The following is a 25,161-nucleotide window of genomic DNA, read 5'->3' on the forward strand; positions in this document are numbered from 1 at the left end:
GAGATAGCAGAGATTCAACCTATCGATGATGTCATACTCCGGCGAGAAAGTCGGCATTCACAATGTTTCGGGGCATGCCTTTGATGAAGTCGTGAATGTTGCCGAGCAATTCCGTCATATTGGATTCCCGTGCGGTGTTGGTATACCACGCTGTCCCGGGGGTCAATACAACGTTATCCAGCGTATACAAAGGATTACCGTGAACCTGCGATACATCGTCAAGGCCCGCTCCGGCAATTCTTTTCTCCCGGAGAAGGGAATATAAGGCCTCTTCATCAATCAAACTGGCTCTACAAGTATTGATCAATAAAGCCTCCGGTTTCATCGAAGCCAGAAGCCCGGATGTCAGCAAACCCTTCGTCGAGGAGTTGGCCGGCACATGCAGCGAAACGATATCGCTCTCTCTCAACACCCGGCCGATATCCATGATCTCTACTCCCGGAACGGGATCGCCCGAGCGGTTCGCACCAATAACCTTCATCCCGAAGCCTTCGGCAATCCGCGCCGCGGCTCGGCCGATACGTCCTGTACCGACGATTCCGAACGTACATCCGGCCAGTTCATTGCCCAGAAAAGGACCATAAATATGGTTATTCCCCTGTCTGACAAGCGCATCCGCCTTGATAATGCCGCGGTTAACGGCCAGCATCAGCGCGAAAACATGCTCGGCCACCGATTGCGTGGAATAACCCGGGCAGTTCGACACGGGAATTCCGGCTGATCCTGCGGCTGCTGTATCGATCAAATCAAAGGATGTCATGACCAAACAGATACACTTAAGATGCCGAAGCCGCTTTAATGCCCCAGCACGAAGAGGCGTCCATTCCACGATGGCAATATCGGCATCCGATAATCGGCGCACGGCCGTTTCTTCATCCGGTCGATCATAATAAACAGTAAACTTTCCTAATTTTCCAATCTCGCGCACAAATGAATCCGGCAAATAGGTCGGTTCATCCAAATAAACGATTCTCATACCCGGTTCATCCTGCTGAGCGCAGGTTTCAAGAGTGTGCAGGCTTGCGCGTACATCTCAGGACTTCTCGCAAGAGCGAACCGGACATACCCCTCGCCTTTCTTCATATCACACCAATAGAAATGATCTCCAGGCAGTATGCCTATCCCAAGATCATGCAGATGTTTGATCATATCCATGCTTCGAATACCTGGATCCAGAATTCGCAACCATTCGACACTGATGGTGGAATCGGGATTGTTCGCTGCCAGACAAGATGATTGTATGGTTTTCCTCAGAGTACCACGGTTCCGGTCGATAGGGTCCCATATGGCGTTTTGCAGTCCTTCCCGCTCCGTATCCTTCAGATATTCAATAAGCAGCTTGAGAATAAAGGGCGACACATTCAGCAGGATATCGTTATGAAGCTCGAGAACCTCCTCATGCAGATCCTTGCTCATTGCGAGGATGCTGCATTTCAAGTCTTGGGTCGGCCAGGTTTTCCCCGTATCCTCCACAGCCAAATAACGGACGCCAGAAGTCTCAAGCAGCTCGTATTGATCCCAGAACGGGATTCTGGAGAAAAAGCGGAACGTGCAATCCAGGATCAGTATTTTGTTATATTTCACGCATAGAATGACGAGCCGCTCCCATTCTTCCCGTGACAATTCGAAGCCTGTCGGATTATTCGGAAGCGTGAGGAACACGGCATCCGTCGTTAGCCCTGCGATGGTCTCGTCTAGGCAATCGAGTCCTAGCTCCTGTTCATGAACGGGAACCAATTGGACATTTCGTCTCATAAGAATCGTTGCCAGATTATCGAAGCAAGGGTGCAGCAGAGCAGCGGAAAGCTGACGGGAAGACAAATAGGTTGCAATCAAATCCGTCGCTAATGAAGCGGAATAACAAAACAACGCCCGTGGATGGTTAACAGCGGAATGCTGTCCCGCTATGGAATAGAAAAGATGGCGAAACTCGCTCTCCAGGTCGGACTGACGGGCAGCTTCAGCTTGACTGTACAGCTCAGGCAATCTGTCGATAATGAGCTGTTGCGTCGGGGTTTGCGGTTGATGGGCATGACCATCGGCGACGTTGAACATCCGGCTCATGCCGATCGACTCATACTTGGTAAGATTGGACAATCGTTCTATCCTGCTCATCCGAAATCTCCTTATATTAAAATATTGCAAGATCTGCTACATAGATATGAATAATCCAACCCATGTGTGTATGTACCTGAAAACCGCGATCCGACATAGGTCCCTGCCCATTCCATCCACTTGATCCGAGCATAAATTGAATGATCAAAGGATGAGATAGAGGAGGCTGGAGCCATGTCGAAGCGCAGCAGACCTGTCATAGCTTTAACAGGCAGCGCAGGAAAAACGACAACAAAAGAAATGATTGCCTCCATATTGAAGCAACGATGGCGCTTTATCAAATCCCGTTCGAATTGGAACACTCCCATAGCTACCCGCCGCAATCTCAAACGAATCAAAGGTCATCATCGGGCTGTTGTGCTGGAGTTCGGAATGCTCCGCAAAGGCGACATTAAGAAACATTGCAGCATCATCACCCCAACCATCAGTGTTATTACCAATGTCGGAACGGCACATATCGGCAATGTGGGAAATTCGATCAAAGGCATCGCCCGCGCCAAGTCGGAGCTGATTGCATATATGAGACCAGCCGGGATTCTAATCCTTAACGCGGATGATCATAATTCCAGGCTATTATCCACCAAAGGATTTAAGGGGACCCTAATCAAAGTCGGTATTAAGAACAAAGCTAAATACAGGGCCAATAATGTCAAACCAACACGACGCGGCGTCTCTTTCCGGGTTAAGCTCAATGGAGAAGAGATCGACTTTTTCATTCCGTGTCTCGGGACCCATAATGTTTACAATGCCTTAAATGCTATTGCCGTTACGCATCAATTGGGCTTTTCCCCACAAGAAATCAAGCGGGGCTTAAAGAAATATCCGATACCTTACCGGAGATTGGTCCGAACGGAGCTGCCCAGACGGATTACTGTAATCGATGATACATTCAGCTCTAATCCGAACGCGACCAAAGCCGCTCTTGATATCCTTGCCGCGATCGGCCGTAAGCACAAGGTTGCGGTAATCGGGTATATGAAGGATTTAGGGAAGTACGCCGTAAAAGGCCATAGAGATGTAGGCAAATATGCTGCCGGAAAGAAATTAACTTACTTATTTGCCATAGGAAAACAATCCCGCAATATTGCTCGGGGAGCTATAGAAGCCGGGTTCCCGCGTGAGCGTATCCGCCGCTTTCAATCGAAGCCGCAGCTGCATAGAGCGTTGACCGCGATTGTAAAACCCGACACCACCATACTTATTAAAGGGACCCATCTTCTGAAATTGGAGCAGACCGTAGCCTTTCTGAAACGAAGCTTATCGGGGAAAAGAAAGTTGTCCCAAAAATAACCGATCGTCCCTATCAAACCACTTGGGTCCGAGCGGAGAAGTTGAAATTGAAAAATGAGCATGTTATGATACGTATAATTTAATGATTGGAGTTGAAAAGTATAATGTAATTTTTCTTGCTAATAAAAATAATAAAACAATAAAAGCGGTATTTTTCGCATGTTTTATTTTTTATATGCAAGAAGGTTACTACATCTTTTCAACTCAATCGATATATCCTTATCTAACTCTATAACGGGCTGGATTTGCTGTATTTATTTGAGCTACAAGAAAGTAACTTTCTTGTAGCTTTTATATTTTTATACAGGAGGATCATTTCATGTCATTAATAAATGTTACAAACCTGACGTTTGCCTATGATGGCAGTTACGATAACATATTTGAAAACGTAAGTTTTCAAATCGATACCGATTGGAAATTAGGATTTACGGGAAGAAACGGTAGAGGTAAGACAACATTTCTGGGCTTGTTGCTAGGTAAATATGAATATAGCGGAAATGTTTCTGCTAATGTCAGTTTTGAATATTTCCCTTTCCATGTCGAAAACAAGGGAATTCATACCCTTGATGTAATCAACGACATTTATCCAGACTATCTTCACTGGGAATTAATGCGTGAACTTTCAATGCTTAAGGTTTCTGAGGATGTTTTATATCGGCCCTTTGATTCATTGTCGAGCGGAGAGCAAACGAAAGTGTTGTTGGCTGCATTGTTTCTTAAGGAAAATAGTTTTCTATTAATTGATGAACCGACCAATCATCTTGACATGAATGCTAGAAAACTTGTCAGTGATTATCTTAATACCAAAAGCGGATTTATTCTGGTGTCTCACGACAGATCATTTCTGGATAACTGCGTTGATCACATCCTTTCAATCAATAAGACCAATGTAGAAATTCAAAAAGGCAATTTCTCCGACTGGTGGGAAAATAAGAAGCGGCAAGATCACTTCGAGCTTGCAGAGAACGAAAAGCTAAGGAAAGACATTAAACGCTTGTCGGATTCTGCTAAACGAACGAGCAACTGGTCGCACGAAGTGGAGAAAACTAAAAATGGTACAAGAAATTCCGGTTCCAAGGTAGATAAAGGGTATATTGGTCATAAGGCTGCTAAAATGATGAAACGCTCTAAAGGAATTGAACAAAGACAGCAATCTGCTATTGATGAGAGGTCTAAGCTCCTTAAAAATATTGAAGACACTGACAGCTTAAAGATTTCGCAGCTTGCTTTTCATAAAAACCAACTTGCTGAACTTGACCATGTTTCGATTTATTACGGTGAGAAGATGGTTTGCACAGATATAAGTTTTACTATTGAGCAAGGTGAGCGAATTGCGCTTTCAGGTAAAAACGGCTCCGGAAAATCAAGTATTATCAAACTTATTTGCGGTGAGCGTATAAACTATACCGGTACTTTCAGAAAGGGAAGTCAGCTTAAAATATCCTATGTTTCACAGGACACCTCGCATCTACAGGGCAGTTTAACGGACTACGCTAGAAACCATGGGATTGATGAAAGCCTTTTTAAATCTATTTTAAGAAAACTTGATTTTTCCAGAGTTCAATTTGAAAAGGATATTTCAGCTTTTAGCGGCGGCCAGAAGAAGAAAGTGCTGATTGCAAAAAGTCTTTGTGAGAAAGTTCATTTGCTTATTTGGGATGAACCGCTTAATTTTATTGATATTATTTCTCGCATGCAAATTGAAGAGCTGCTGCTTGAATACTCACCAACCATTCTTTTTGTGGAGCATGACAGTGAATTTTGCAAAAATGTTGCTACAAAGATCATTGAACTTTAATGTTGTTTCGTAATTGATAGGACGCAATCTACAACATGGTTTTAGAAAATGGCCGGAAGATTAAATCTTCCGGTCATTTTTTTATAATAAGATCGATCGTGCTTAGAAGGAAGTGATGAAATGCTGGATCCACGCTCATAAAAAGAACTTTCATATATTTTCATCTGAATCTTAAACCAATTTCACCCTGCTAACGATCTCTATTTGCATAGAGCCCTGAATAAACTTAAGCAGGGGAGGGTGAAAAAGTGACGAAACACAAGAGTATGTTGATCATTTGCCTGCTATCGGCAATTGCTTGTTATGGAGGAGAACGCCGCATTGATCGGGATAAGCAGCCTGCACAAACCCGCATCACCGCAGCTAACACTAAAACGCCCGATTCCACCATATCTGCGGTCTCCAAGCCGCCTCTTGCCATGCTTGACAAGAAAAATAGTGAGCCTCATCCCATTCAACCTATAGAGAACAATTGGTCCGCATTACAACCACTCAAACAGACAACCAACATCGACTTCCAAACAAAAGGAACGAAACTTCCGCAAGTATTCCCTGAGCGTTATACGGAAATCGAAGGTGTTCTTACCTTCAGGGGAAATAACCTGAGGGATGCACCAGCTTATGGAGCGAGAACCATCGTACATAAACGAATTGAAAAGGTCTGGTCATTTCGCACCAGCAGCAGCTCATGGGGTGGAGGAGCTGGCTGGACGGGACAACCTGCCATCGTCAGATGGGAGGCTGCGATTCAAAAAGTCATGAATTTGAAAGAAGAATTCGCTCTAAAGAAAGGATTTGTGGAGACGATTTACGCTTCTTTGGACGGGAACGTGTATTTCTTCGATTTGGACAGTGGGAAGGAGAGCAGGGACCCGATCCGAATCGGAAACCCCATCAAAGGGAGTGTTTCTGTAGATGCGAGAGGTTACCCGCTGCTGTATGTCGGTGAAGGGATCCCAGAGAAGAAGAGGATTGGCTTTGGCCTATACAGCCTAATTGATGGGACCAGACTTTATTATGAACCAGGCATAGAGGAATTTGCCTATCGCAAATGGGGTGCCTTCGACTCCTCGGCATTGTTCAACAGGGAGGCGGACACTTTGGTCGTTGGAGGCGAGAACGGGTTGTTCTATCAATTAAAGCTGAACACAAGCTTTGATGCGGGCAGCTCTTCAATCGCCATTAAACCGCAAGCTGTCAAATACAAATACATCATTAATGGCAAGAAAGGAAATCCATACAACGGCATTGAAAACTCAGTTGCGGTCTATAAGAATCTGGTGTATTTCAGTGACAATATGGGGGCGGTTCAATGCGTGGATTTGCTTGCCATGGAGCCTGTTTGGGCGCTGCCGCACACGGATGACACGGATGCATCACTTGTGCTGGATATCGAAGAGGATAAGCCCTATCTTTATACGGGAACTGAAGTCGATAAACAAGGCAGTAAAGGAAATGCAATTATTCGTAAAATCGATGGTTTAACAGGGAAGTCCGTCTGGCAGCTGAAATATCCGGCTCTTACGATCAAAGGGGATCATCCCGTCAATGGAGGCATACTCGCCACACCTATCAAAGGAAAAGGGGAGATAAGTGATTGGATGATTTTCACGATTGCGAGGTACAAGAGTTTAAATGCGGGTCTCATGGTAGCCATTGATAAAGCGACGGGCAAAGAGGTTTGGAGATGGGAGATGCCTAACTATGCGTGGTCTTCTCCCGTGGATGTATATGATAAATCGGGTAAGTCCTATATCATTCAAGCGGATTCCGCTGGAAATATTCATCTGCTCGACGGGAAAACCGGGAAAGTTCTGCACACCATCCGCCTAGGTTCAAATATTGAAGCATCACCGGCTGTTTATAATGACAAAATTGTAGTTGCAGCTAGAGGCGGCATTATTTATTGCCTGAAGATTGTATAGCGGATATGTCTTAACTGATCGAAAGGAAAATGGCTGGAATCAAGAGGATGGTCTCAATTTTAACATCTGCAAAACTAAAAGATGGACGATAATCTTAGAGCAACCGAGGCGAAAGGAAGATGCTGTTGAAGAAGGATATTTTTCGAGCCGGTGTATCATTTGCTCCCGGAGCGGAATATTTGAACTGTCAAAGCGCCCTTCATGCTGTTCACGCAGCGTGAAGGGCGTTTGCTTATAGGAATAAATCTTATCGGAGGAGAGATGCAGCAATGAACAAACAAAATTTACAGGAAACTTGAAATGGAGCCATAAATTTGCGATCCCTTGGCAGTCTTCCTTGTCTACTGTTCTACTGTGCAAGTGAAAAATGAAACGTATCCTGCAGAAGAACGGAGGCAGCAGCAATAAGCTCGGCTTCCTTGCCTAGGGAAGAGGTGTAGATTTGAAGCTTATCCGACAGCGTATACAGCGCGTGCTTCGATACATAGGCTTTGAGCTTCTCGAACAGGACACCGGAATTTTCGATCAACTCACCGCCAATGATGATCACCTCGGGGTTGAGCAAGTTAACAAGATTAACGATACCGGCACCTAGATAACCCGTGATCTCGTCGGCGATATCGGCTGCCAGAGGATCCTTGGCGTCAAGCGCCTGATTGAAGATGACAGGGGTAATGGCATTGCGGTCGCCGCCTGCCATCTCTATCATTGACGTTGCCCTTCCTCTTGATATCGACGTCACGATCCGCCAATATACAGCGGGCCAGCTCACATAATTCTCAAGGCAGCCGACATTACCGCACTCGCATCGGATTCCGCTCCGGTCCACGCTGGTATGCCCGAATTCCCCGGCGCCGCCCCGCTCTCCGCTAAGCAAAGTATCGTTTAGAATAATACCGGCACCGACACCATCACCGATGGTTACATACAACAGGTCATGGGCTCCTCCATACTTGCCTGTCTTTTTCTCCGCGAGCACCGTGGCATTCGTATCATTCTCCACCCAGATCTTGAGTCCGTAACGTTCCTCCAATGAGGATTTAAGATGAACGTTTATTAGATTCAATTTTGCGTTATAGTGAATGACTCCGGTATTCTTGTCGACAATGCCCGGAGTCACGACGGAAAGACCGATGCAATTTTGCATATCCGGGATGTTCGCGATCATCCGGTCAATCATCTCAAGCAGTGTCGAGATCACCATGTCGCCTTTAAGCTCCCGGCATGGCATGGTTTGTTTTTCGATGATTTTCAAAGCCAGATTCATCTTGGCAACCTCAATCTGCGAGTTTGCAATCGAAGCGCATATCATAAAATGATTGTCGGGCGAGAAGGTGAGGAGAATCGGTTTTCTTCCTCCGTTAGAAACGCCGACGCCGATCTCGTTCACGAAGCCTTCCTTGATCAGCTCCTGTACTGCCGAAGCAACGGTAGTCGGGCTGATCTTATTACGTTTGGCAATCTCGCTTTTTGAGATCGGGCCATACTCCCGGATCATATTCAGGATGATGAAGCGATTCAATTCCTGAATCAGTTTTAAATCGCCCGTTCGGATTTTCTTCAATGGCCGTAACCTCCGACACAAGAATGGATAGTGAAATGCCGTAATGCTGGTACTGCCAATAGTAGCCGATAGTTAAGAATATCGGCAATAGCAAAATGAAACGTCGCTTCAATTCAAAATATTGACAATAGAGGAGGTTGTCGATAAGATATTTTGTAAGCGCTTCATTATGCTTATATAAATAAATACATAATCCAATCATTGGAGTAACATGTGTTTTTTAGCAATTTGAATCCAGTATGCCATTATGATAGATATTCGTCAATAATATGTTAACTAATCTACAATAAATTTCTTAAAAATAGAAGATTGAAAGATTTTTATGTTAACTATATTGACATGAACTTTTGGATTCGCATATAATCCAATCAATGATGCGACGATAGAATTCCGTTTGGCACAACATGACAACACCTTACCATTTTCGCTATTATCTGAATATTACAATTGCTTATAAATGAGCAGCCTTCTTCTACGATCAATTGAAATACCCGCTCTCTATTTATCCTGACGCTCACTTTCTCCAGTGAACGGATAAAGTTATGGTTTTAATCTTTTAGGGAGGTGAAAATTCGGCGCATATCAGGTGCAGCAACATTTTCTTAATCAGATGTAGGGGTGGATCATGGTTACCAAAAATTCTAATTTATCGGAGGTAGTCAGATGAGTAAGAAAGCAATCTCTTTATTGGTCATGCTTGTGATGGTAGGGTCCATTCTTGCTGCTTGCAGCGGTAACGGCTCTGGCAGTTCAGGTGACTCAGGTGGATCAGGGGGCAAAAAGACGCTTAACGTCGCGCTGTGGGATGAGAATGCCAAAGGCTTTATCGACAAGACGATCGCCCTCTATAAGAAAGACCATCCAAATGTCGACGTAAAAGTGACGTATACTCCATGGGATGATTATTGGACGAAGCTGAAAACAAGCCTAGCCGGCAAGGGCGGCCCCGATGTCTTCTGGATGAACGGCCCGAACATTTATGCCTATGCTTCCGCCGGCCTTGTCAAAGACCTGAAGCCATTGATCGATAAAGACAATTTCGATACCTCCGTCTATACGCCTGCTCTGGTAGATTTATACACGTACAATAGCGATCTGTATGGCATTCCCTATTTCCTTGATTCCGTAGGCCTCTATTACAACAAAGAAATCTTCGACAAAGCAGGGGTCAAATATCCCGATGAAAACTGGACATGGGACACCATCACCGAGAACGCTCCTAAGCTGACGGATAAAGCGAACGGCATTTACGGCTTTATCGCAAATGCCGCCAATCAAACCGGTTACTACAACTTTATCTCCCAGGCAGGCGGTTATGTGCTGAATCCCGACAAAACCAAATCCGGATTCGATACACCCGAAGCCCTATCCGCCTTTGAATGGATGGACAGCTTCATGAAGAACGGTTACTCGCCGAACCAACAGCAGCAGTTGGAGACAGAGGCTATTCAGCTCTTCGGATCCGGCAAAGCGGCGATGTTCCCGGGTCTGTCCGTTAACGCTCCCCAGCTTCATGAGATGCTTGGCGACAAGCTAGCAGTTACTACGCTGCCCGCCGGCAAGCAAAAGGCTTCCATCGTGCACGGTCTGAGCTGGACCATCAACAATAACACTAAGAATGAATTGGAAGCATGGGATCTCATCAAGGTCCTGACCGGTAAAGAAGGAAATACCAATCTTGCTGATTCCGGCTTCAGTATCCCCGCCTACAAAGGGACGGAAGAAGGTTGGTTGAAGTCGATTCCTTCCCTGAACCTTAAGGTATTCGTTGACTCCCTGGCTTTCGGAGTGCCCTATCCCGTTTCGGAGAAAACAGCCGAGTGGCAGGCGGTTGAAACCAAGGAGATCCAAGATGCTTTCCTCGGCAAGAAATCATTTGCAGACGCGTTGAAAGCCACTGGCCAGGGTACGGACAAGATTCTCGCCGAAGAAAAGAAATAATGAATACTGCTTTCGGACAGGTGGAAAGACCCCTCTTTTCGCCTGTTTCTCCACAAACCGAAGGGTGGCGATTATATGATGGAATTGAACGCGCAGGCAAAGGGCTACAAACGGGAAATCACTCGCCGTAAGCGCGGATTCTCCAGACTGGCTTTACACGAAGCCATGTGGGCGTATTTATTCATTGCACCGGTTGTGCTAGGACTTGGCATCTTCTATATTGCGCCTTCTCTCGTATCGTTCTTCCTTTCCTTCACGCAGTGGGATGGATTGTCGGCGCCGACATTTATCGGAATCGGCAATTTCACGGCACTAGCGCATGATGGGGTGTTCCTCCGTGCGATGATGAATACGCTGCTGTATACGATCGGGACTGTACCGCTGACTTGTGCCTTTGCGATTGTTCTCGCCGCCTTGCTCAATTCGCAGATACGGGGCATGATCGTATATCGGACGATTTATTTCATCCCTGTCATCACGATGCCGATTGCCGTCGGCATGGTTTGGAAATGGCTGTACAACTCGGAGTACGGACTGATCAACTATGTACTTGGTTCCCTGCATCTTCCGCAGCCGAACTGGCTGTTCGATGAGAAGATCGCCTTGATCTCAATTATCATGATCAGTGTATGGAGCGGCGTCGGTTACAGCGCCGTTATCCTGCTTGCCGGTCTGCAGGGCATCTCCGCCTCTTACTATGAAGCGGCCTCGCTTGATGGAGCCGGTAAGGTTTATCAATTCTTCCGTATTACAATCCCGCTGCTCGGACCCAGTCTCTTCTTCGTCACCGTCATTTCGTTCATCAATTCGTTTCAGGCATTCGATCTGATCTTTATTCTGGTAGGCAAGAACGATTCGATGCTCGATTCCACGCGGACGATTGTCTATAATATCTGGGAGAACGGGTTCAAATATTTCAACATGGGCTATGCATCGGCTGAAGCGTTCATCCTGTTCCTTGTCATTCTGATCTTCACCATTGTCCAGATGTATTTTCAGAAGAAATGGGTTCATTACCAATAGAGGAGGGGATCGATATGGCTCAGGCCCAAGCGGCTGTTCAAGCTCAGGCCAAAACCCGGCGTTCCGGAAATTTGGTCATACATTTTGTGCTTATTATCGGGGCGGTATTCATGATCATCCCTTTTCTATGGATGATCTCCACATCAGTCAAGTCGTTCGCGGAATCCATGCAGGTGCCTCCGGTTTGGTTTCCTGTCAAATTGCATATCGAGAATTACGCCAACGTCATGGATAAAGTGAATTTCGGCCGCTATTACCTCAATACCTTTCTGATGACGACCGGAAGAACCGCAGGCCAGCTCGTACTGTGCTCTCTGGCTGCGTATGCGTTCGCCTGCATGAGATTCCCGGGCAAATCGGTCATTTTCGTTATCATGCTGTCGGTTCTCATGATCCCATCTCAGGTCATCATGATTCCAAGCTTCGTTATCATGCGCAATCTGAACTGGCTGGACAGCTTCTACGTGCTGATCATTCCAGGCATATTCAGTGCTTTCGGCACCTTCCTGCTCCGCCAGTTCTTCATGGGGCTTCCCCGCGAGCTGGAGGAGGCAGCGAAGATTGATGGCTGCAGTTATTTCGGTATTTACAGCAGAGTCTATCTGCCGCTGTCAACGTCGGCACTTGTATCGCTCGCTATCTTTACGATTCTGAACTCCTGGAACGACCTGCAATGGCCGCTGATCATGACCAGTCAGGATGAAATGCGGGTGCTGTCCATCGGGATTTCTACGTTTCAAGGACAGCATGCGACGGATTATCCCCTGCTGATGGCCGCGGCCGTAATGGCAACCATTCCTATTATCCTGATCTTTATATTCTTCCAGCGCTATTTTATTGAAGGGATTGCCATGAGCGGTATCAAAGGATAATAGCCTTTTGCCGGTCGGCGGTCTCATTAAACTATAAAGGAGATGACAAACATGCATGTTCTATTGATCGGGGCGGGTTCCATGGGCGGCAACCATGCGATGTGTTATTCGCAGATGAAGGGCATAACGCTTGCCGGTATCGTGGAATTAAGTCAGGAGAAAGGCGAGGAGCTTGCGGCACGTGTTGGTACCAAGGCATTCCCTTCACTAGAAGAGGCGCTCTCCCACCTGGACAATGTCGATGTCGTTGACGTTTGCCTGCCCACCTTTCTCCATAAAGAATATGTGATGAAAGCGGCGGATGCCGGCAAACATGTTATCTGCGAGAAGCCTTTGTCGGGCACGCTCGAGAATGCACGCGAGATGATCGACTACTGCAAGGAGAAGGGTGTCAGACTGTTCGTCGGCCATGTGCTTCGCTTCTTCCATGAATATGAACAGGCCAAGAAGCTGCTCGATGCAGGCGCCATCGGTCCCGTAGCCGTAGCCCGGACGAGCAGGGGAGGGGGCTTCCCCATGGGATGGAACAACTGGTATAACGATTTCTCTTCCAGCGGCGGATTAACCCTTGATTTGATCATTCATGACTTTGATATTCTGCGCTGGTATTTCGGCGAGGTTGAGCGGGTATACGCGAGAGGCCTTTATCCTAAAGACCCGGATAAGCTGGATTATTCTCTCGTAACGCTCCGGTTCAAGAACGGTACAATAGCCCATGTGGAGGGCTCCTGGGCCCATGACGGCTTCGCGATGAAGTTCGAACTTGCAGGCAAGACTGGAGTCATCGACTATGACAGCACAAGGGATAAGCCAATTGTTGCTGTAAGTCGAGCGGACAAGCAAGGCTTCATCGGCGTTGCCGTGCCGGAAAGCCCTGTTAAGGAAAGTCCGTATTATAAAGAATTGAAGCACTTCCTGGCCTGCATCGCTAACAATACCGAATCGCGTATGACGGCAGAAGATGCCTATAAGGCATTGGAAATCGCGCTCGCAGCCATCGAATCCATGAAATCAGGCAAACCGGTTAAGCTAGGTGCCGAATCGGCAATCAGCATCCAGTAAGGAGGAGGGATTATGTTGAAGATAGGAATTATCAGCTTCGCCCATATGCATGCCTATAGTTACGCACAAGCCATTATAAATATGGAGGGTGTTGAACTGGCTGGGATTGCAGATGACAACAAGGAGCGCGGCGAGAAATATGCGGCCGAATTCGGAACCGCCTATTATGCCGATTACAAGCAGCTGCTGGATCAAGGTCTGGACGGAGTTGTCGTAACCTCGGAGAATATCCGCCATAAGGAGCATGTGGTTGCAGCGGCTGCGGCAGGCGTGCACGTCATGTGTGAGAAGCCGATTGCCACCACTATGGAGGATGCCCGCGAGATGATTGCATCCTGTGAGGCGAACGGCGTCATGCTCCAAACGGCCTTCCCCGTCCGATTCAGCACTTCGGTCCGGCGGGCTAAGGAGATTGTCGACTCCGGCAGCTTGGGTGACATCATTGCCATGAAGGGCACCAACCGAGGTCAGAATCCCGGCGGCTGGTTCATCGACCCTGCCTTGTCAGGCGGCGGCGCCGTTATCGATCATACCGTCCATGTCGTTGACATCATGCGCTGGTTTACCGGTGCAGAGATCGCCGAGGTTTATGCGGAAATCGATAACCTGGTATACGATACGCCGATTGACGATTCCGGAATTATCTCTATGACCTTCGATAACGGCATATTCGCTACGCTCGATTGCAGCTGGAACCGAAACCGTAATTATCCCACATGGGGAGATGTCACACTGGAGATCGTTGGTACGTCAGGCACGCTCTCTCTCGATGCGATGAATCAGAAAATCAATGTGTTCTCGGACGTCAACGGCTATAAACATGCATTCTGGGGCGACGACATGGATACAGGCCTTGTCGGAGATTTCATCAAGGGTATCCGTGAAGGGAGCAAGCAAGCTTCGGTCACCGGAGTAGACGGGATGCGCGCCGTCGAGGTTGCCCTTGCAGCCTACGCTTCGGCGAAACAGCAGGACACGGTAAAACTGGGTGCCGATTGGGCAGTATCGGGGGACCGTTCATGATCAAGGCGATGAACGGTAAAGATGGAGATGAAGAGCTTCAATCCCGTCTAAGCTCTTGATGCCTATCAGTTGGATCCTGGCAGTATATGCTTATTGCAGCACATACCAGTACTTTTTGCACATATAAGGAACTATACAAGATAATAATCATTAACATGCCGGTTAACCCGCCCTCATCTGAGGTGCGGGTTAATGTCATGCCTGAAAAGTCGAATATCCTCAGGAAGTTAAGCGTGAATGAAGTGCTTATTGGCCTGTTCGGATTTGTCAGAGAATCAGGGCTGAAGACTCTTACCTAGACCCTGTTTACAGATTATGATCTATGGGTATTGAAATGTACGCGTGTTCACTAAATCTTATTGTTATGGAGGTTCGATGCGTTTGAGGAGAAGTCTGGGTACTGTGTTGTTGGGAATGTTCCTTTTGGCTGAGTTGACAGGATGCGGCAGCTCACCGTCGAGTAATCCAACTGAGATGGATTTGAACAAACCAAAAGAAGCCTACAAAGGAGAGATTGTTTTCTGGAGCTGGGATGTGGAGCATGAGAAGAAGATTATTGAAGACTTCAATAAGGAATATCCGAACATTCATGTTCGAATTATTCCAGTTCAAGACTACCAGAATAAGTTATTGATCTCACTTGCAACAGGTTCAGGCGCTCCCGATGTCGTACAGCTAGAGGAGAATTCCGCAGCAGCACCGGTTCAATCCGGTAAATTCGTGGACTTGTCCAAGCCACCTTATAACTTTGATAAATCTAGCCTACCGGGGTTTCTAGTGAAACGCTACAGTGACAAGAAAGGGCAATTCGTTGGGATTCCGAACTCCATCAATCCGGCAGCGATGTATTATCGCAGAGATTTGGCTAAGCAGTATTTAGGCACTGATGATCCGGAAGAGGTAGGAAAGCTGATTGGTGCCGGGGAAGGCACTTGGGATAAATTTTTCGAAGTCGGCCGTAAACTGAAAGAAGATTCAAAGGGCGAGATCGCCTTACTTCCTGGTCTAGGCGATTTCTTTAATATGCTTAGCAAGCAACCTAAAGGAGCCTGGCACGAGGGGAACAAGCTGTTAATTAATGAAAATATCCTGCCAGAATTCAAACTCCTGGAGCAGATACGAAAAGAAGGACTGGATGCTAAACTGCAGCAGTGGAGCCCCTCATGGAACACATCGTATTCGCAGGGAAAGGTGCTGTTCTATCCTGGTGCCGCCTGGTATAAGGATTTCCTAATATCCATGAACGATAAAGACGGCAATGGGCGTTGGGGCGTTGCGGGAAATCCTGTTGCGAACTGGGCTTGGGGCGGTTCCGCTGAATGTATTCCTCTGCAATCCAAGCATAAAGACCTAGCTTTTCAATTCATACGGTGGTGGACAACGAGCAAAGAGGGCGGCCAGTCCTTCTTCAAGCATGTAGGGGCCTTACCATTTAACTCCGACTATTTAAGCGATCCACTCTACAACCAACCGGAGCCGGTTCTGGGCGGAGAAATCATGGGAGCGTTCTGGAAATCGAATATCCAAGGCATTGATGTACCTGCGCAGGATCCGAACGATGGCATCGCTAATGATGCGATTAACCAAGGAGTTGGCAAAATTCATAGCGGTACCGCAACCGCTGAAGAAGCGGCAAAGCTAGTGATAGAGAAGATAGAAGCCAAGCTGCCAGAATATCATCAGGAGTAGAGATGGGATGGATTTAACTGAAATGTATTGAAAGCGCATCCATATCGGGAGGAGCTGGTTAGGCATGGCTGAAATTCGCAATACCGTAGGACTTGAGACCGTACACCCGAAGGGTTCTTTGAAGAGGAAACGGTTCACCCCTTACGTCTTTATTTCGCCTTTCTTTATTATATTTGCTATTTTCGGACTGTTTCCGATTCTATTCACCTTTGTCCTTTCTTTTGCAGATTGGGATGGCTTGAAGCCCATTGATTGGGTGGGGATCCACAATTATGTGAGCTTGTTCAGTGATCCGACCTTTGTGCTTTCACTCAAAAATACGGTCATCCTAATTCTATTTACGCTGCCTACACAGATTCTATTAGCACTTGTCTTGGCCTTCATTCTCCATATCGGACTCGTAAGAAGGAGGGACCTGTTCCAAACGCTCCTCTTCTTGCCGTACATTACTACACCGATAGCAATCGGGATGCTGTTCTCTGCTATTTTTGATTGGAAGTACGGGCTCTTGAATGCCATACTGCTCAAAATGCATCTCATTTCAGAAGCCATCCCTTGGCTTCAAACGGCGATGTATTCCAAGCCTCTGTTGGCCGCCATTCTAGATTGGAAATATACAGGTTACACCATGGTTCTGCTTATGGCAGGAATGAAGACGATCCCGAAGGACATTTACGAATCTGCAGCAATCGACGGCGCAACCGTATTCGATTCCTTCTGGCGAATTACGTTACCGCTGCTCAAGAACATTCTTACATTCGTCGTCATCACCTCCATTGTTGGCGGTTTCCAGATCTTTGAAGAGCCGTTACTGCTGTATTCAAGCGGCGCTTCCGGCGATCAAGGCTTCGGTGGACCCGACCAATCTGCAATGACTATCGTCATGTACCTCTACCAATCCGCTTATAAATTCTATCGATGGGGCTATGCCGCTGCCATTGGTTATGTACTTGCAATTATTATTTTAGGCTGTTCGCTACTAAGTATGAAACTGATGTCGAGGAGGGGTTAGCCGATGAAAGTGTCCCTATGGATTCGTACCCCATTAACTTTGATCATGGTATTGCTGTCCTTATGCACCATCTTTCCGTTTTACTGGACATTCAGTTTAAGTACACACAGTACAGATGAAATCTACTCCCAGCTGCCTTTTACCCTTGGGACACACTTTATGGAGAATCTCCAAACCCTGTTGATTGGCGATTGGTTCTGGAGTGGCTATTTTAATTCTTTCTTTGTGGCAATCCTGAGTACGGCATTAACCGTTTTCTTTTCTGCCTTAACCGGGTATGCCTTTGCTAAATTTAAATTTAACGGGGAAAAAATCTTGTTCACCTTTATTCTAGCAACCATGATGATCCCCGGACAGCTGGGATTAGTCGCCTTCTTATGGCAGGTAGGCCACATGGGTTGGATGAATACACTCTATCCGCTGATTGTACCTGCGATCGCAAACGCTTTTGGTGTATTTTGGATGCGGCAGTATATTGAAGAGGCCGTACCAGAAGAAATGCTCGAATCCGGACGGATCGATGGATGCAATGAAATTGCGATTTTTCTGCGATTGGTGATTCCGATCGTTGTTCCTGCTGCAATGTCGCTAGGCTTGATAACCTTTATCGGTTCATGGAATAACTATTTGCTTCCGTCAGTCTTATTGAATGACCCAGCCAAATATACGCTCCCACTCGTGATCAATAACCTTGGAACGTTTTACACGCGGGATTATGGAACACAGTTTCTTGGACTTCTTTTAGGCACCATACCGCTTCTTGTTTTGTTTATTGCTACCTCTAAGCAGTTAATTGACGGTATTACCTCAGGGTCGGTCAAAGGATAGTATTAACCATTGCTATGATGCGGACGAACTTTGTGGGAATCTATTACAAAACCGGTGTTAGAGTCCAGATTGCCGAGTCCCGGGACAGGATTGCGTTGCAGGGCGAAGTCAGGTGAGGATGGAGCCTAGCTCGATGCCGGAGTGAGTTTGAAAAGCTTTCGTGTTATGAAGATTGTAGGAGCATGCTCTGTCTTGTCAGTGACACGCCTGGATGGCAATCGTTGAAGTGGTCAACTTACGTCTGTTGCAGCACGTTATAAATTTTGGAGGTGGTAATGCTGGCTAGTATGAAGGATGTATTACTTGATCAATTAGCAGCTTGTCATAATGATGAAAGTTGGTTTAAACCATCTATAACGATTTTAAATGATGTATCTGTAAATGATGCAATCTGGAAAGCAGAAGACGATCCGCATTCCATCTGGGAGATTGCGAACCATCTCATTTTCTGGAATGAAATGTGGATAAATCGGTTTATTAACGATGATTCGTTTGAAAAGAGTACGACAACGAACGATGAAACTTTTGAATTGGATCACCTGAAGCAGGATGAAGCAAGTTGGAATGAGACCATGCAGAGGTTAAGCAATGGATTTGCACACTGGCGAGAAGTTATTACAAACTGTGACGATTCTAAATTGGAAAAAATAATACCATCCTACTTCAATGCTCAGTGGTGGGGTGTAATATCAAATTTGTGTATCCATAACGCATACCATATTGGGCAGATGATGTTATTGAAAAAGCAAGTACAGAAATATCGATCTTAACGAAGACAGGAGAAGGCAGCCGGTCAATTGGATGCAAAACGGTTTATTACAATTGTTATCGACTTATAACAAAAATGCCCTAGAGCTTTTAGCTCTAGGGCATTTACCATTTTATATAAGTGTAATCACTTTACATACAACTTCTCCAAAGCCTCTCGTTGAGGCTCTCGAATACGAATGATTGGACGGATACTCTTGGCCTTCAGCTCTGCTTCTTCGATTGACTGAGCTAATCCAAGCTCAATTAATGTTCCTATTGCAACCGCACCCGTTCGTCCTTTACCTCCACCGCAATGAAAGCCGACTTTTTTACCATTCTTGTAAGCATCAGTGATATGCTTAATCGCTTGCTCGAACAATTCTGCTTGTGGCGTTTCGGAATTATCTCCAATGGGTATTTGAATCCTCGTTACATGTTCATTTAATTCGATGCTCTGCGAAGCTTCTTCGCGTAAATCAACGATAACTTCACACTTCGCTTCTGATATCATATCTTGAACGTCGGCAGCTCCGCCCATATAAATTTGATCTCCAACAAGGGCATGATAGTTTTTAGACATCGGATTAGATCTCCTTAAAGTTATTGTGAAGCAAAAAGCTACTTCGTAAGTATATTCAACGTTATAGTATCGTTTTTTTGAAGGATGTGAATGGAACCGGTATCGGTGCAGATGGTGGAGCGCAGCACAGGGATAGATCTTTGGTTTCACCAGCAGATTCGAATTCGGAATCTTCCTTGGTGTAAAAGATTTCCCACGCATTCCCGTCCGGATCGTAAACCCACACTTTATCTTGAACTGCATAACAGCAAGTGGTGTTCATTTCATCAATAAGAAGCAGGTCAGCTTGCCGGAGACGTTCGCCCATGGCAAGAACCTCTTCGGTGTTGTCTACCTGAAAGCCAAGATGGTTAAGAACGCCATTCTTCTCGAAAGGACGAACATTCAACGAGAAGTGTAAGGCAGGGTTATCTAGTTCAAACTTCGCGTAATTGTCCTTTACCTTCGTCGGTTCAGCGTTAAAGAAGCTGCAGTAAAACGCCAGTGACTTCTCAAGATCCGAGCAGTTTACCGCAACGTGCATGCGTTTAATCGCTGCCATTATTACTCGCCATCCTTTAAGAATGCTTCTATACGAGCTTTAATCGCATCTCTAACGGTGCGGAATTGAGTCATGATTTCTTCTTCGGTACCCGTAGCTTTGGCTGGATCTTCGAAGCCCCAGTGCCATTTGATCACATTCGGATTGGAGATAACAGGGCAATGCTCGTCGGCATGCCCGCATAAGGTGATTACAAAAGTCGCACGATTCAGAGTCTCAGGATCAATAACGTTAGACGAATGGTTTGAAATATCCACGCCAGCTTCTTTCATGACTTGGACGGCGCGGGGATTAAGCCCATGCGCCTCTAAACCTGCGCTTTTCACCTCGTAATGATCTCCGCCAAGCGCGTTCATGAATCCGTCTGCAATTTGACTGCGGCAGGAATTACCTGTGCACAAGAAGTAAATGAGTTTCTTTTCCATGTTCGATGATCTCCTTTTAATTGGGTTAGATTTAGGTTGATAGATAGATTAACTAATAACTTTGAGCCATAAATAAAGGCCAGTAAGCGTAATAAACAAGACGGGTATCGTCAGTACAATACCGGTTTTGAAGTAAGCGCCCCACGTGATCTTCACGCCTTTACGGGAGAGGACGTGCAGCCAGAGCAGGGTAGCCAAGGAGCCAATCGGAGTAATCTTTGGTCCAAGATCGGAGCCGATCACATTGGCATATACGAAAGCTTCTCGCAAAGCTCCGGTTGGGTTCGTGCCATGAATAGCGAGGGCATCGATCATAACCGTTGGCATGTTATTCATGATGGATGAAAGGATCGCTGCGATAAACCCGGTACCGATTGTAGCCGCAAACAAGCCTTGATTGCCGACCCATTGAAAGACTTTACCGAGTTCGTCTGTGAGTCCAACGTTTCGAAGGCCATAAACGACGACATACATCCCTATGGAGAAGACAACTACTGCCCAGGGGGCTTCTTTAACGATTTTCCCAGTATGGATCTCAGGACTGCGTCTTGCAAGGTTGATGAAAGCAACGGCTGCTATGCCAGCTATGATCGATACAGGAACATGAATATATTCACTGGTTAAGTAAGCGACCAATAATACCGAAAGGATGATCCACGAAACTTTAAACAGATAGGGATTTTTTATCGCGTCTTTGGGCGCTTTTAACTGGGTCAAGTCATACTGCTTCGGAATACTGCGTCTGTAGAATAGATAAAGAACGAGCAAACTTGCTCCTACCGAGAAGAAAGTCGGAACAATCATCCTGCTTGCATATTCGACAAAACCAATATCAAAGAAGTCCGAAGAAACAATGTTGACGAGATTACTTACGACGAGCGGAAGAGAGGCTGTATCCGAAATAAATCCACTTGCGATAACAAAGGGTAATATCATTCGCTCGTCAAATTTCAAGGCACGGACCATTGCAAGAACGATTGGCGTTAAGATGAGCGCTGCGCCATCATTGGCGAAGAAAGCCGCTACAGCAGCACCTAATAAGATGACATAGACGAACATCAGTGTACCGTTTCCCCGGGCGACTCGAGCCATGTGCAAAGCGGCCCACTCGAAAAAACCGATTTCATCTAAGATAAGCGAGATTAAGATGACCGCGACAAAGGCGAGTGTGGCATTCCATACAATTAAGGTGACATCCCATACATCAGTAAAGCTAACTACTCCGGCAATTAAAGCTAAAACGGCTCCGCCGCTTGCGGACCAGCCAATATTCAATCCTTTTGGCTGCCAAATCACAAAAACTAAGGTGACTACGAAAATGAGGGACGCGACAACGAGCATAAATCCTCCTATTGATTCCTTAATTGCAGCTGTCAGCTTTCACTGCATCGATCTGTACCTTCATAGATGGAAGCTGGTCCAAGATACCTTGCAGGTAAGGCTTATCTTGAACATTCAATGAATAGTAAATCCATTGGCTGCGGCGTGTTTCGTTAACGAGACCGCCGATTTTTAATTTCCGTAAATGCTGACTTGCGTTTGGTTGCGTCGTCTGTAGAATCTCAACGATGTCACAGACACACATCTCTTTTTCTTTTAGTAAGGCAAGAATTGTCAAGCGTGTTTTATCGGAAAGGAGTTTAAGGGTTTCGGCTAACGCATCCAAGGGAATGATTCTAAATCACCTCGATTCAATTATTCTCATTAATCTAGAAGCAGTAATGATCCCTAATAGAATATCCAATAGTATTATAACCAAATCACTTCATATAAGTAAATAACTATATTAGTGATTGCTAATTTAATTATTTGTAAAAACCAAGTATTTTATGCATCGTTTAATGGTCTCATTATCTTAAATGGTTAGGGACCGCCATTGATAAGATGATGACTGACTAGCAAGCCATAGCAGATTTGAAACCCGGTGATGTTGTGCTGGACTTAGGGAGTGGGGGAGGCTTTGAGGTTGGGGGAGATCGAGCATTTACCCGTTGCCGATTCAATCAGTAGATGTTATTATTTCGAACTGTGTCGTTAACCTGTCGCCTAATAAACCACAAGTGTTCAATGACACGTTCCGATATAGAAACCAGGGGTTGCGCAATCGGATAACGTTATTTTCCTGAGGTCGGGTGTCGGGGGACAAGAACATATATGCTTAAGATTCCGCGTAAATCGCGGTTTTTTTAATTTTATGGAAATATGTTCTTGGGATCCCACCAGAACCGGCTTGCACGAAAGCAGCTGGAAATCGAGAAATGCTGCTTCAAGAATTACCAAAAGTAAGCTTGGAGGTAGGATGGCTTTCCCACAATCTGCCCCTATGGGACAGCCCCTTATTATAACGATCGGGTAGTGGACGAAACGAAGAAATACTATCGGTTCGCTGTGACAACAGAACCCGGGCCCTTTATTGAAAAGGGGCGGGTGAATGAGTACTTGCTGCTGCCGAGAATGTATGTTTATAATTCAACATCTTTAGAACAGTTCGCTCGGCTTGTGTGTAATAAGTAACCCCCTTAGTCCATTATTGTGCAAATTACATCAAGACAAGGAAATTCTGGTTCGGCAACGGTACAGAGGAAGTCGTTCAATTAAACGAACGCTCTCCATTTCGACAGTGTTCTACACTACTTTAGGGCCGGAGTTCTATTAACAAAAACTGGATATAATGCCATACTTTCAATAGATGCTGGCCAAATCGATATATGCTTAAGAATCCGTGAAAATCGCGGTTTTTTTATTTTATAGAGATATGTTCTTGTCCATCACTCGGGATAAGAACATGTATCCATTGCGATGTCGCAAGACATTGTCCGACTATGGATCTTAACCTTTCTTTGAGCTCTTAGATAATAGCAATTCATAAGAAACTGAGTCATCTATGAGATGTTATAATACTAAATATTAAAATCTCGGCTATTAATCTATAGCGGGGTTGTGCTACGAAAGAACAGTCGGGAGGGATACATTTTCATCAAACCAACCATATTGAAGTGCTTCGCAAGTTCGTCCTTTCTTTGCCTGGAGTCGAAGAAGGGACTGCGTATGGAACTCCTGCTTTCCGCATACGGGGAAAGCTCTTAGCTCGTGTGCAAGAGGAAGGGGAAACGCTCGTCCTACAGACGGATATGGAGGAGAAATTCTGATTCAAACAAGTTACTCACTGGCTGAGTACATCGTGTGATGATTACCTAAATGTTGTCATCCAAAATTAGCAATTAAAGAGAAACACAACGTTTGTGAATAAAGCGTGCAAGAGTGAAGCAGTTTCTTAGGGAGCGGTTGAGTAGAATGGCCCGCTATCTGATCTGTTGAATCCACATTGCAACAGCGTTAAATAAAAGGAGTGTTGAAGCTTGGCTATTCAGCAAAACGCCGTCAAAGCCCCGAGCCTTTTCGGCAACCGTTTTCTTCAGACAATTCTACTGTCTAACATACTGCTGCAGCTCGGAATCTGGGTGCGGAATTTTTCCATTCTGCTCTATGTCGCGGATAAAACAAATAACGATCCGTATGCCATTTCATTGATCAGCGTCGTCGAATTCGCGCCGATTTTCGTGTTCTCGTTTGTAGGCGGCACTTTCGCCGATCGCTGGCGGCCGAAGCGGACAATGATCTGGTGTGACTTGTTATCCTCAGTTTCAGTGTTCGTCGTGCTGATGGTGATACATTTCGGATCCTGGCAGTCCGTCTTCCTCGTCACTTTCATATCAGCGATTCTATCACAGTTCTCACAACCATCGGGTATGCGGTTGTTCAAGCAGCATGTTCCGGAAGAGCAGCTGCAGCAGGGTATGGCGCTGTTTCAGTCATTGATGGCGATCTTCATGGTGCTTGGTCCGATGCTTGGTACTTTCACTTACAGCACTTTTGGACTCGAAACGTCAATTGCAGTTATGGGGGTTGCGTTCCTGTTGTCGGCGCTCACACTGGTACGCTTGCCCAAAGATAAGGTAGAGCAGCGGCCGGCAGCGGTGAAAGGCCAATTCCGTAAGGAGTTCAACGAAGGCTTCCGTTACGTCTGGCAGAGTCCCGTGCTTCGGATGCTGGGAGCAGCATTCATTCTGGCAGGCCTCGCCGTGGGCCTCGCCCAAGCGCTCGGCCTGTTCATCGTAACGGAGAGGCTTGGCAAGCCGGAGGAATTCCTGCAGTACATCCTCATGCTGAACGGTGCCGCCATGCTGATCGGAGGCGGCATCGTTGCCGTCTTTGCGAAGAAGGTCGCACCGCAATTGTTGCTCGCCATCGGTATGCTAGTAGGCGCTGTCTGCACGGTGGTCATTGGTTACTCGACGAATGTCCCCCTAACGCTCGTGGTGCAGTTTGTTAACGGGCTCGTGTTCCCTTGCATTCATATCGGGATCAGTACGATGATCCTGAAATGGTCGCATGAATCTATCGTCGGCCGGGTTAATGGTGTACTGAATCCGATGTTCATCGGCATGATGGTTATTTCCATGTCATTCGCCGGCACGTTGAAGGACGCGTACTCACTCGTATCGATCTATACCGGCGCAGGCATCCTATTCCTTCTCGGAGCGTTTGTCATGATCCCGATTATGAGCCAGAAAGTACCTGAGTCGTCAAACAGCACCCAGACGGTCTAAGGTCGTTCCCCATAAAATTCATTTAGCTGATATTAATCAAAGAAATAAAGGGGCTGTCCCAAAAGCCATAGGCTTTAGGGGCAGCCCCTTTCAATGTTTTAAAATCTGTAAAA

General features: G+C 46.1%; 21 protein-coding genes and 1 pseudogene. 14 read left to right on the top strand and 8 right to left on the bottom strand.

The annotated features are described in order from the left end of the window. Nucleotides 1–31 precede the first annotated feature (31 nt). The gene (locus ACFPYJ_RS06415) at nucleotides 32–976 is read right to left on the bottom strand and encodes a 2-hydroxyacid dehydrogenase (protein ID WP_379187242.1); all 945 of its coding nucleotides are present in this window, start codon (nucleotides 974–976) and stop codon (nucleotides 32–34) included. After that, entirely contained in the window at nucleotides 973–2,115 is a 1,143-nt protein-coding gene (locus ACFPYJ_RS06420; RefSeq protein WP_379187243.1) for an aminotransferase class I/II-fold pyridoxal phosphate-dependent enzyme, read from the bottom strand. The genes ACFPYJ_RS06415 and ACFPYJ_RS06420 overlap by 4 nt, the downstream gene beginning before the upstream one ends. Before the next feature lie 174 nt (nucleotides 2,116–2,289). On the opposite strand from ACFPYJ_RS06420, the gene ACFPYJ_RS06425 reads away from it, so the two are divergent. From ACFPYJ_RS06425 to ACFPYJ_RS06435, 3 genes are all read left to right on the top strand, one after another. Beyond that, the gene (locus tag ACFPYJ_RS06425; protein WP_379187244.1) at nucleotides 2,290–3,405 is read left to right on the top strand and encodes a UDP-N-acetylmuramoyl-tripeptide--D-alanyl-D-alanine ligase; all 1,116 of its coding nucleotides are present in this window, start codon (nucleotides 2,290–2,292) and stop codon (nucleotides 3,403–3,405) included. A gap of 319 nt (nucleotides 3,406–3,724) precedes the next feature. Then, nucleotides 3,725–5,203 (top strand): Lsa family ABC-F type ribosomal protection protein, encoded by a 1,479-nt coding sequence (locus ACFPYJ_RS06430; RefSeq protein WP_379187245.1) that lies wholly within the window; start codon nucleotides 3,725–3,727, stop codon nucleotides 5,201–5,203. Between the two features lie 248 nt (nucleotides 5,204–5,451). Next, nucleotides 5,452–7,128, top strand: coding sequence for an outer membrane protein assembly factor BamB family protein (locus tag ACFPYJ_RS06435; RefSeq protein WP_379187246.1), 1,677 nt, complete (start codon nucleotides 5,452–5,454; stop codon nucleotides 7,126–7,128). Nucleotides 7,129–7,477: 349 nt separating this feature from the next. Here ACFPYJ_RS06435 and ACFPYJ_RS06440 read toward each other — a convergent pair whose 3' ends face one another. Beyond that, entirely contained in the window at nucleotides 7,478–8,692 is a 1,215-nt protein-coding gene (locus ACFPYJ_RS06440) for an ROK family transcriptional regulator (RefSeq protein ID WP_379187247.1), read from the bottom strand. Between the two features lie 663 nt (nucleotides 8,693–9,355). Between ACFPYJ_RS06440 and ACFPYJ_RS06445 the strand changes: the two genes are divergently transcribed. From ACFPYJ_RS06445 to ACFPYJ_RS06485, 9 genes are all read left to right on the top strand, one after another. Continuing rightward, nucleotides 9,356–10,633, top strand: a complete 1,278-nt coding sequence (locus tag ACFPYJ_RS06445; RefSeq protein WP_379187248.1) for an ABC transporter substrate-binding protein — start codon at nucleotides 9,356–9,358, stop codon at nucleotides 10,631–10,633. Between the two features lie 75 nt (nucleotides 10,634–10,708). Further along, nucleotides 10,709–11,656, top strand: a complete 948-nt coding sequence (locus ACFPYJ_RS06450) for a carbohydrate ABC transporter permease (protein WP_379187249.1) — start codon at nucleotides 10,709–10,711, stop codon at nucleotides 11,654–11,656. 110 nt (nucleotides 11,657–11,766) lie between these two features. Further along, nucleotides 11,767–12,528, top strand: a complete 762-nt coding sequence (locus ACFPYJ_RS06455) for a carbohydrate ABC transporter permease (RefSeq protein ID WP_379187265.1) — start codon at nucleotides 11,767–11,769, stop codon at nucleotides 12,526–12,528. A gap of 51 nt (nucleotides 12,529–12,579) precedes the next feature. After that, on the top strand, nucleotides 12,580–13,590 hold the full coding sequence (locus tag ACFPYJ_RS06460) for a Gfo/Idh/MocA family protein (protein WP_379187251.1): 1,011 nt from the start codon (nucleotides 12,580–12,582) through the stop codon (nucleotides 13,588–13,590). Between the two features lie 15 nt (nucleotides 13,591–13,605). After that, nucleotides 13,606–14,613: a Gfo/Idh/MocA family protein gene (locus ACFPYJ_RS06465; protein ID WP_379187266.1), complete on the top strand. Its 1,008-nt coding sequence runs from the start codon at nucleotides 13,606–13,608 to the stop codon at nucleotides 14,611–14,613. 423 nt (nucleotides 14,614–15,036) lie between these two features. Further along, nucleotides 15,037–16,302 carry an ABC transporter substrate-binding protein gene (locus tag ACFPYJ_RS06470; protein WP_379187252.1) on the top strand — a complete coding sequence of 422 codons (1,266 nt, stop codon included), beginning with the start codon at nucleotides 15,037–15,039 and terminating at the stop codon, nucleotides 16,300–16,302. A 64-nt stretch (nucleotides 16,303–16,366) separates the two neighbouring features. Then, nucleotides 16,367–17,314 (top strand): carbohydrate ABC transporter permease, encoded by a 948-nt coding sequence (locus ACFPYJ_RS06475; protein ID WP_379187254.1) that lies wholly within the window; start codon nucleotides 16,367–16,369, stop codon nucleotides 17,312–17,314. 3 nt (nucleotides 17,315–17,317) lie between these two features. Beyond that, nucleotides 17,318–18,142: a carbohydrate ABC transporter permease gene (locus tag ACFPYJ_RS06480; protein WP_379187255.1), complete on the top strand. Its 825-nt coding sequence runs from the start codon at nucleotides 17,318–17,320 to the stop codon at nucleotides 18,140–18,142. 275 nt (nucleotides 18,143–18,417) lie between these two features. Next, the gene (locus tag ACFPYJ_RS06485; protein WP_379187257.1) at nucleotides 18,418–18,912 is read left to right on the top strand and encodes a DinB family protein; all 495 of its coding nucleotides are present in this window, start codon (nucleotides 18,418–18,420) and stop codon (nucleotides 18,910–18,912) included. Nucleotides 18,913–19,037: 125 nt separating this feature from the next. Here ACFPYJ_RS06485 and ACFPYJ_RS06490 read toward each other — a convergent pair whose 3' ends face one another. From ACFPYJ_RS06490 to ACFPYJ_RS06510, 5 genes are all read right to left on the bottom strand, one after another. Continuing rightward, nucleotides 19,038–19,472 (bottom strand): protein-tyrosine phosphatase family protein, encoded by a 435-nt coding sequence (locus ACFPYJ_RS06490; RefSeq protein ID WP_379187259.1) that lies wholly within the window; start codon nucleotides 19,470–19,472, stop codon nucleotides 19,038–19,040. 61 nt (nucleotides 19,473–19,533) lie between these two features. Then, entirely contained in the window at nucleotides 19,534–20,013 is a 480-nt protein-coding gene (locus ACFPYJ_RS06495; RefSeq protein WP_379187260.1) for an ArsI/CadI family heavy metal resistance metalloenzyme, read from the bottom strand. Between the two features lie 2 nt (nucleotides 20,014–20,015). Then, complete coding sequence (arsC, locus tag ACFPYJ_RS06500; RefSeq protein WP_379187261.1) at nucleotides 20,016–20,438, bottom strand: arsenate reductase (thioredoxin); 423 nt, start codon at nucleotides 20,436–20,438, stop codon at nucleotides 20,016–20,018. A 48-nt stretch (nucleotides 20,439–20,486) separates the two neighbouring features. Further along, a complete protein-coding gene (locus tag ACFPYJ_RS06505) occupies nucleotides 20,487–21,779 on the bottom strand; it encodes an arsenic transporter (RefSeq protein ID WP_379187262.1) in 1,293 nt (430 codons plus the stop codon). Between the two features lie 19 nt (nucleotides 21,780–21,798). Then, nucleotides 21,799–22,113 carry an ArsR/SmtB family transcription factor gene (locus tag ACFPYJ_RS06510; RefSeq protein ID WP_379187267.1) on the bottom strand — a complete coding sequence of 105 codons (315 nt, stop codon included), beginning with the start codon at nucleotides 22,111–22,113 and terminating at the stop codon, nucleotides 21,799–21,801. 224 nt (nucleotides 22,114–22,337) lie between these two features. Here ACFPYJ_RS06510 and ACFPYJ_RS06515 point away from each other — a divergent pair. Then, nucleotides 22,338–22,540, top strand: a pseudogene (locus ACFPYJ_RS06515) (methyltransferase domain-containing protein); the annotation flags it as partial. Between the two features lie 1,257 nt (nucleotides 22,541–23,797). Further along, nucleotides 23,798–25,048: an MFS transporter gene (locus tag ACFPYJ_RS06520; RefSeq protein WP_379187263.1), complete on the top strand. Its 1,251-nt coding sequence runs from the start codon at nucleotides 23,798–23,800 to the stop codon at nucleotides 25,046–25,048. Nucleotides 25,049–25,161 lie beyond the last annotated feature (113 nt).

Source organism: Paenibacillus solisilvae, from assembly GCF_042656405.1.
In the GTDB taxonomy this organism is placed as follows: Bacteria; Bacillota; Bacilli; order Paenibacillales; family Paenibacillaceae; genus Paenibacillus_Z; species Paenibacillus_Z solisilvae.

Bases quoted from the DNA above. Each gene is read 5' to 3' on its own strand.
- ACFPYJ_RS06425 (WP_379187244.1), top strand. From the start codon at position 2,290: ATGTCGAAGCGCAGCAGACCTGTCATAGCTTTAACAGGCAGCGCAGGA.
- ACFPYJ_RS06505 (WP_379187262.1), bottom strand. From the start codon at position 21,779: ATGCTCGTTGTCGCGTCCCTCATTTTCGTAGTCACCTTAGTTTTTGTG.
- ACFPYJ_RS06480 (WP_379187255.1), top strand. From the start codon at position 17,318: ATGAAAGTGTCCCTATGGATTCGTACCCCATTAACTTTGATCATGGTA.
- ACFPYJ_RS06495 (WP_379187260.1), bottom strand. From the start codon at position 20,013: ATGGCAGCGATTAAACGCATGCACGTTGCGGTAAACTGCTCGGATCTT.
- arsC (WP_379187261.1), bottom strand. From the start codon at position 20,438: ATGGAAAAGAAACTCATTTACTTCTTGTGCACAGGTAATTCCTGCCGC.
- ACFPYJ_RS06455 (WP_379187265.1), top strand. From the start codon at position 11,767: ATGATCATCCCTTTTCTATGGATGATCTCCACATCAGTCAAGTCGTTC.
- ACFPYJ_RS06490 (WP_379187259.1), bottom strand. From the start codon at position 19,472: ATGTCTAAAAACTATCATGCCCTTGTTGGAGATCAAATTTATATGGGC.
- ACFPYJ_RS06430 (WP_379187245.1), top strand. From the start codon at position 3,725: ATGTCATTAATAAATGTTACAAACCTGACGTTTGCCTATGATGGCAGT.
- ACFPYJ_RS06420 (WP_379187243.1), bottom strand. From the start codon at position 2,115: ATGAGCAGGATAGAACGATTGTCCAATCTTACCAAGTATGAGTCGATC.
- ACFPYJ_RS06485 (WP_379187257.1), top strand. From the start codon at position 18,418: ATGCTGGCTAGTATGAAGGATGTATTACTTGATCAATTAGCAGCTTGT.
- ACFPYJ_RS06475 (WP_379187254.1), top strand. From the start codon at position 16,367: ATGGCTGAAATTCGCAATACCGTAGGACTTGAGACCGTACACCCGAAG.
- ACFPYJ_RS06415 (WP_379187242.1), bottom strand. From the start codon at position 976: ATGAGAATCGTTTATTTGGATGAACCGACCTATTTGCCGGATTCATTT.
- ACFPYJ_RS06460 (WP_379187251.1), top strand. From the start codon at position 12,580: ATGCATGTTCTATTGATCGGGGCGGGTTCCATGGGCGGCAACCATGCG.
- ACFPYJ_RS06450 (WP_379187249.1), top strand. From the start codon at position 10,709: ATGATGGAATTGAACGCGCAGGCAAAGGGCTACAAACGGGAAATCACT.
- ACFPYJ_RS06445 (WP_379187248.1), top strand. From the start codon at position 9,356: ATGAGTAAGAAAGCAATCTCTTTATTGGTCATGCTTGTGATGGTAGGG.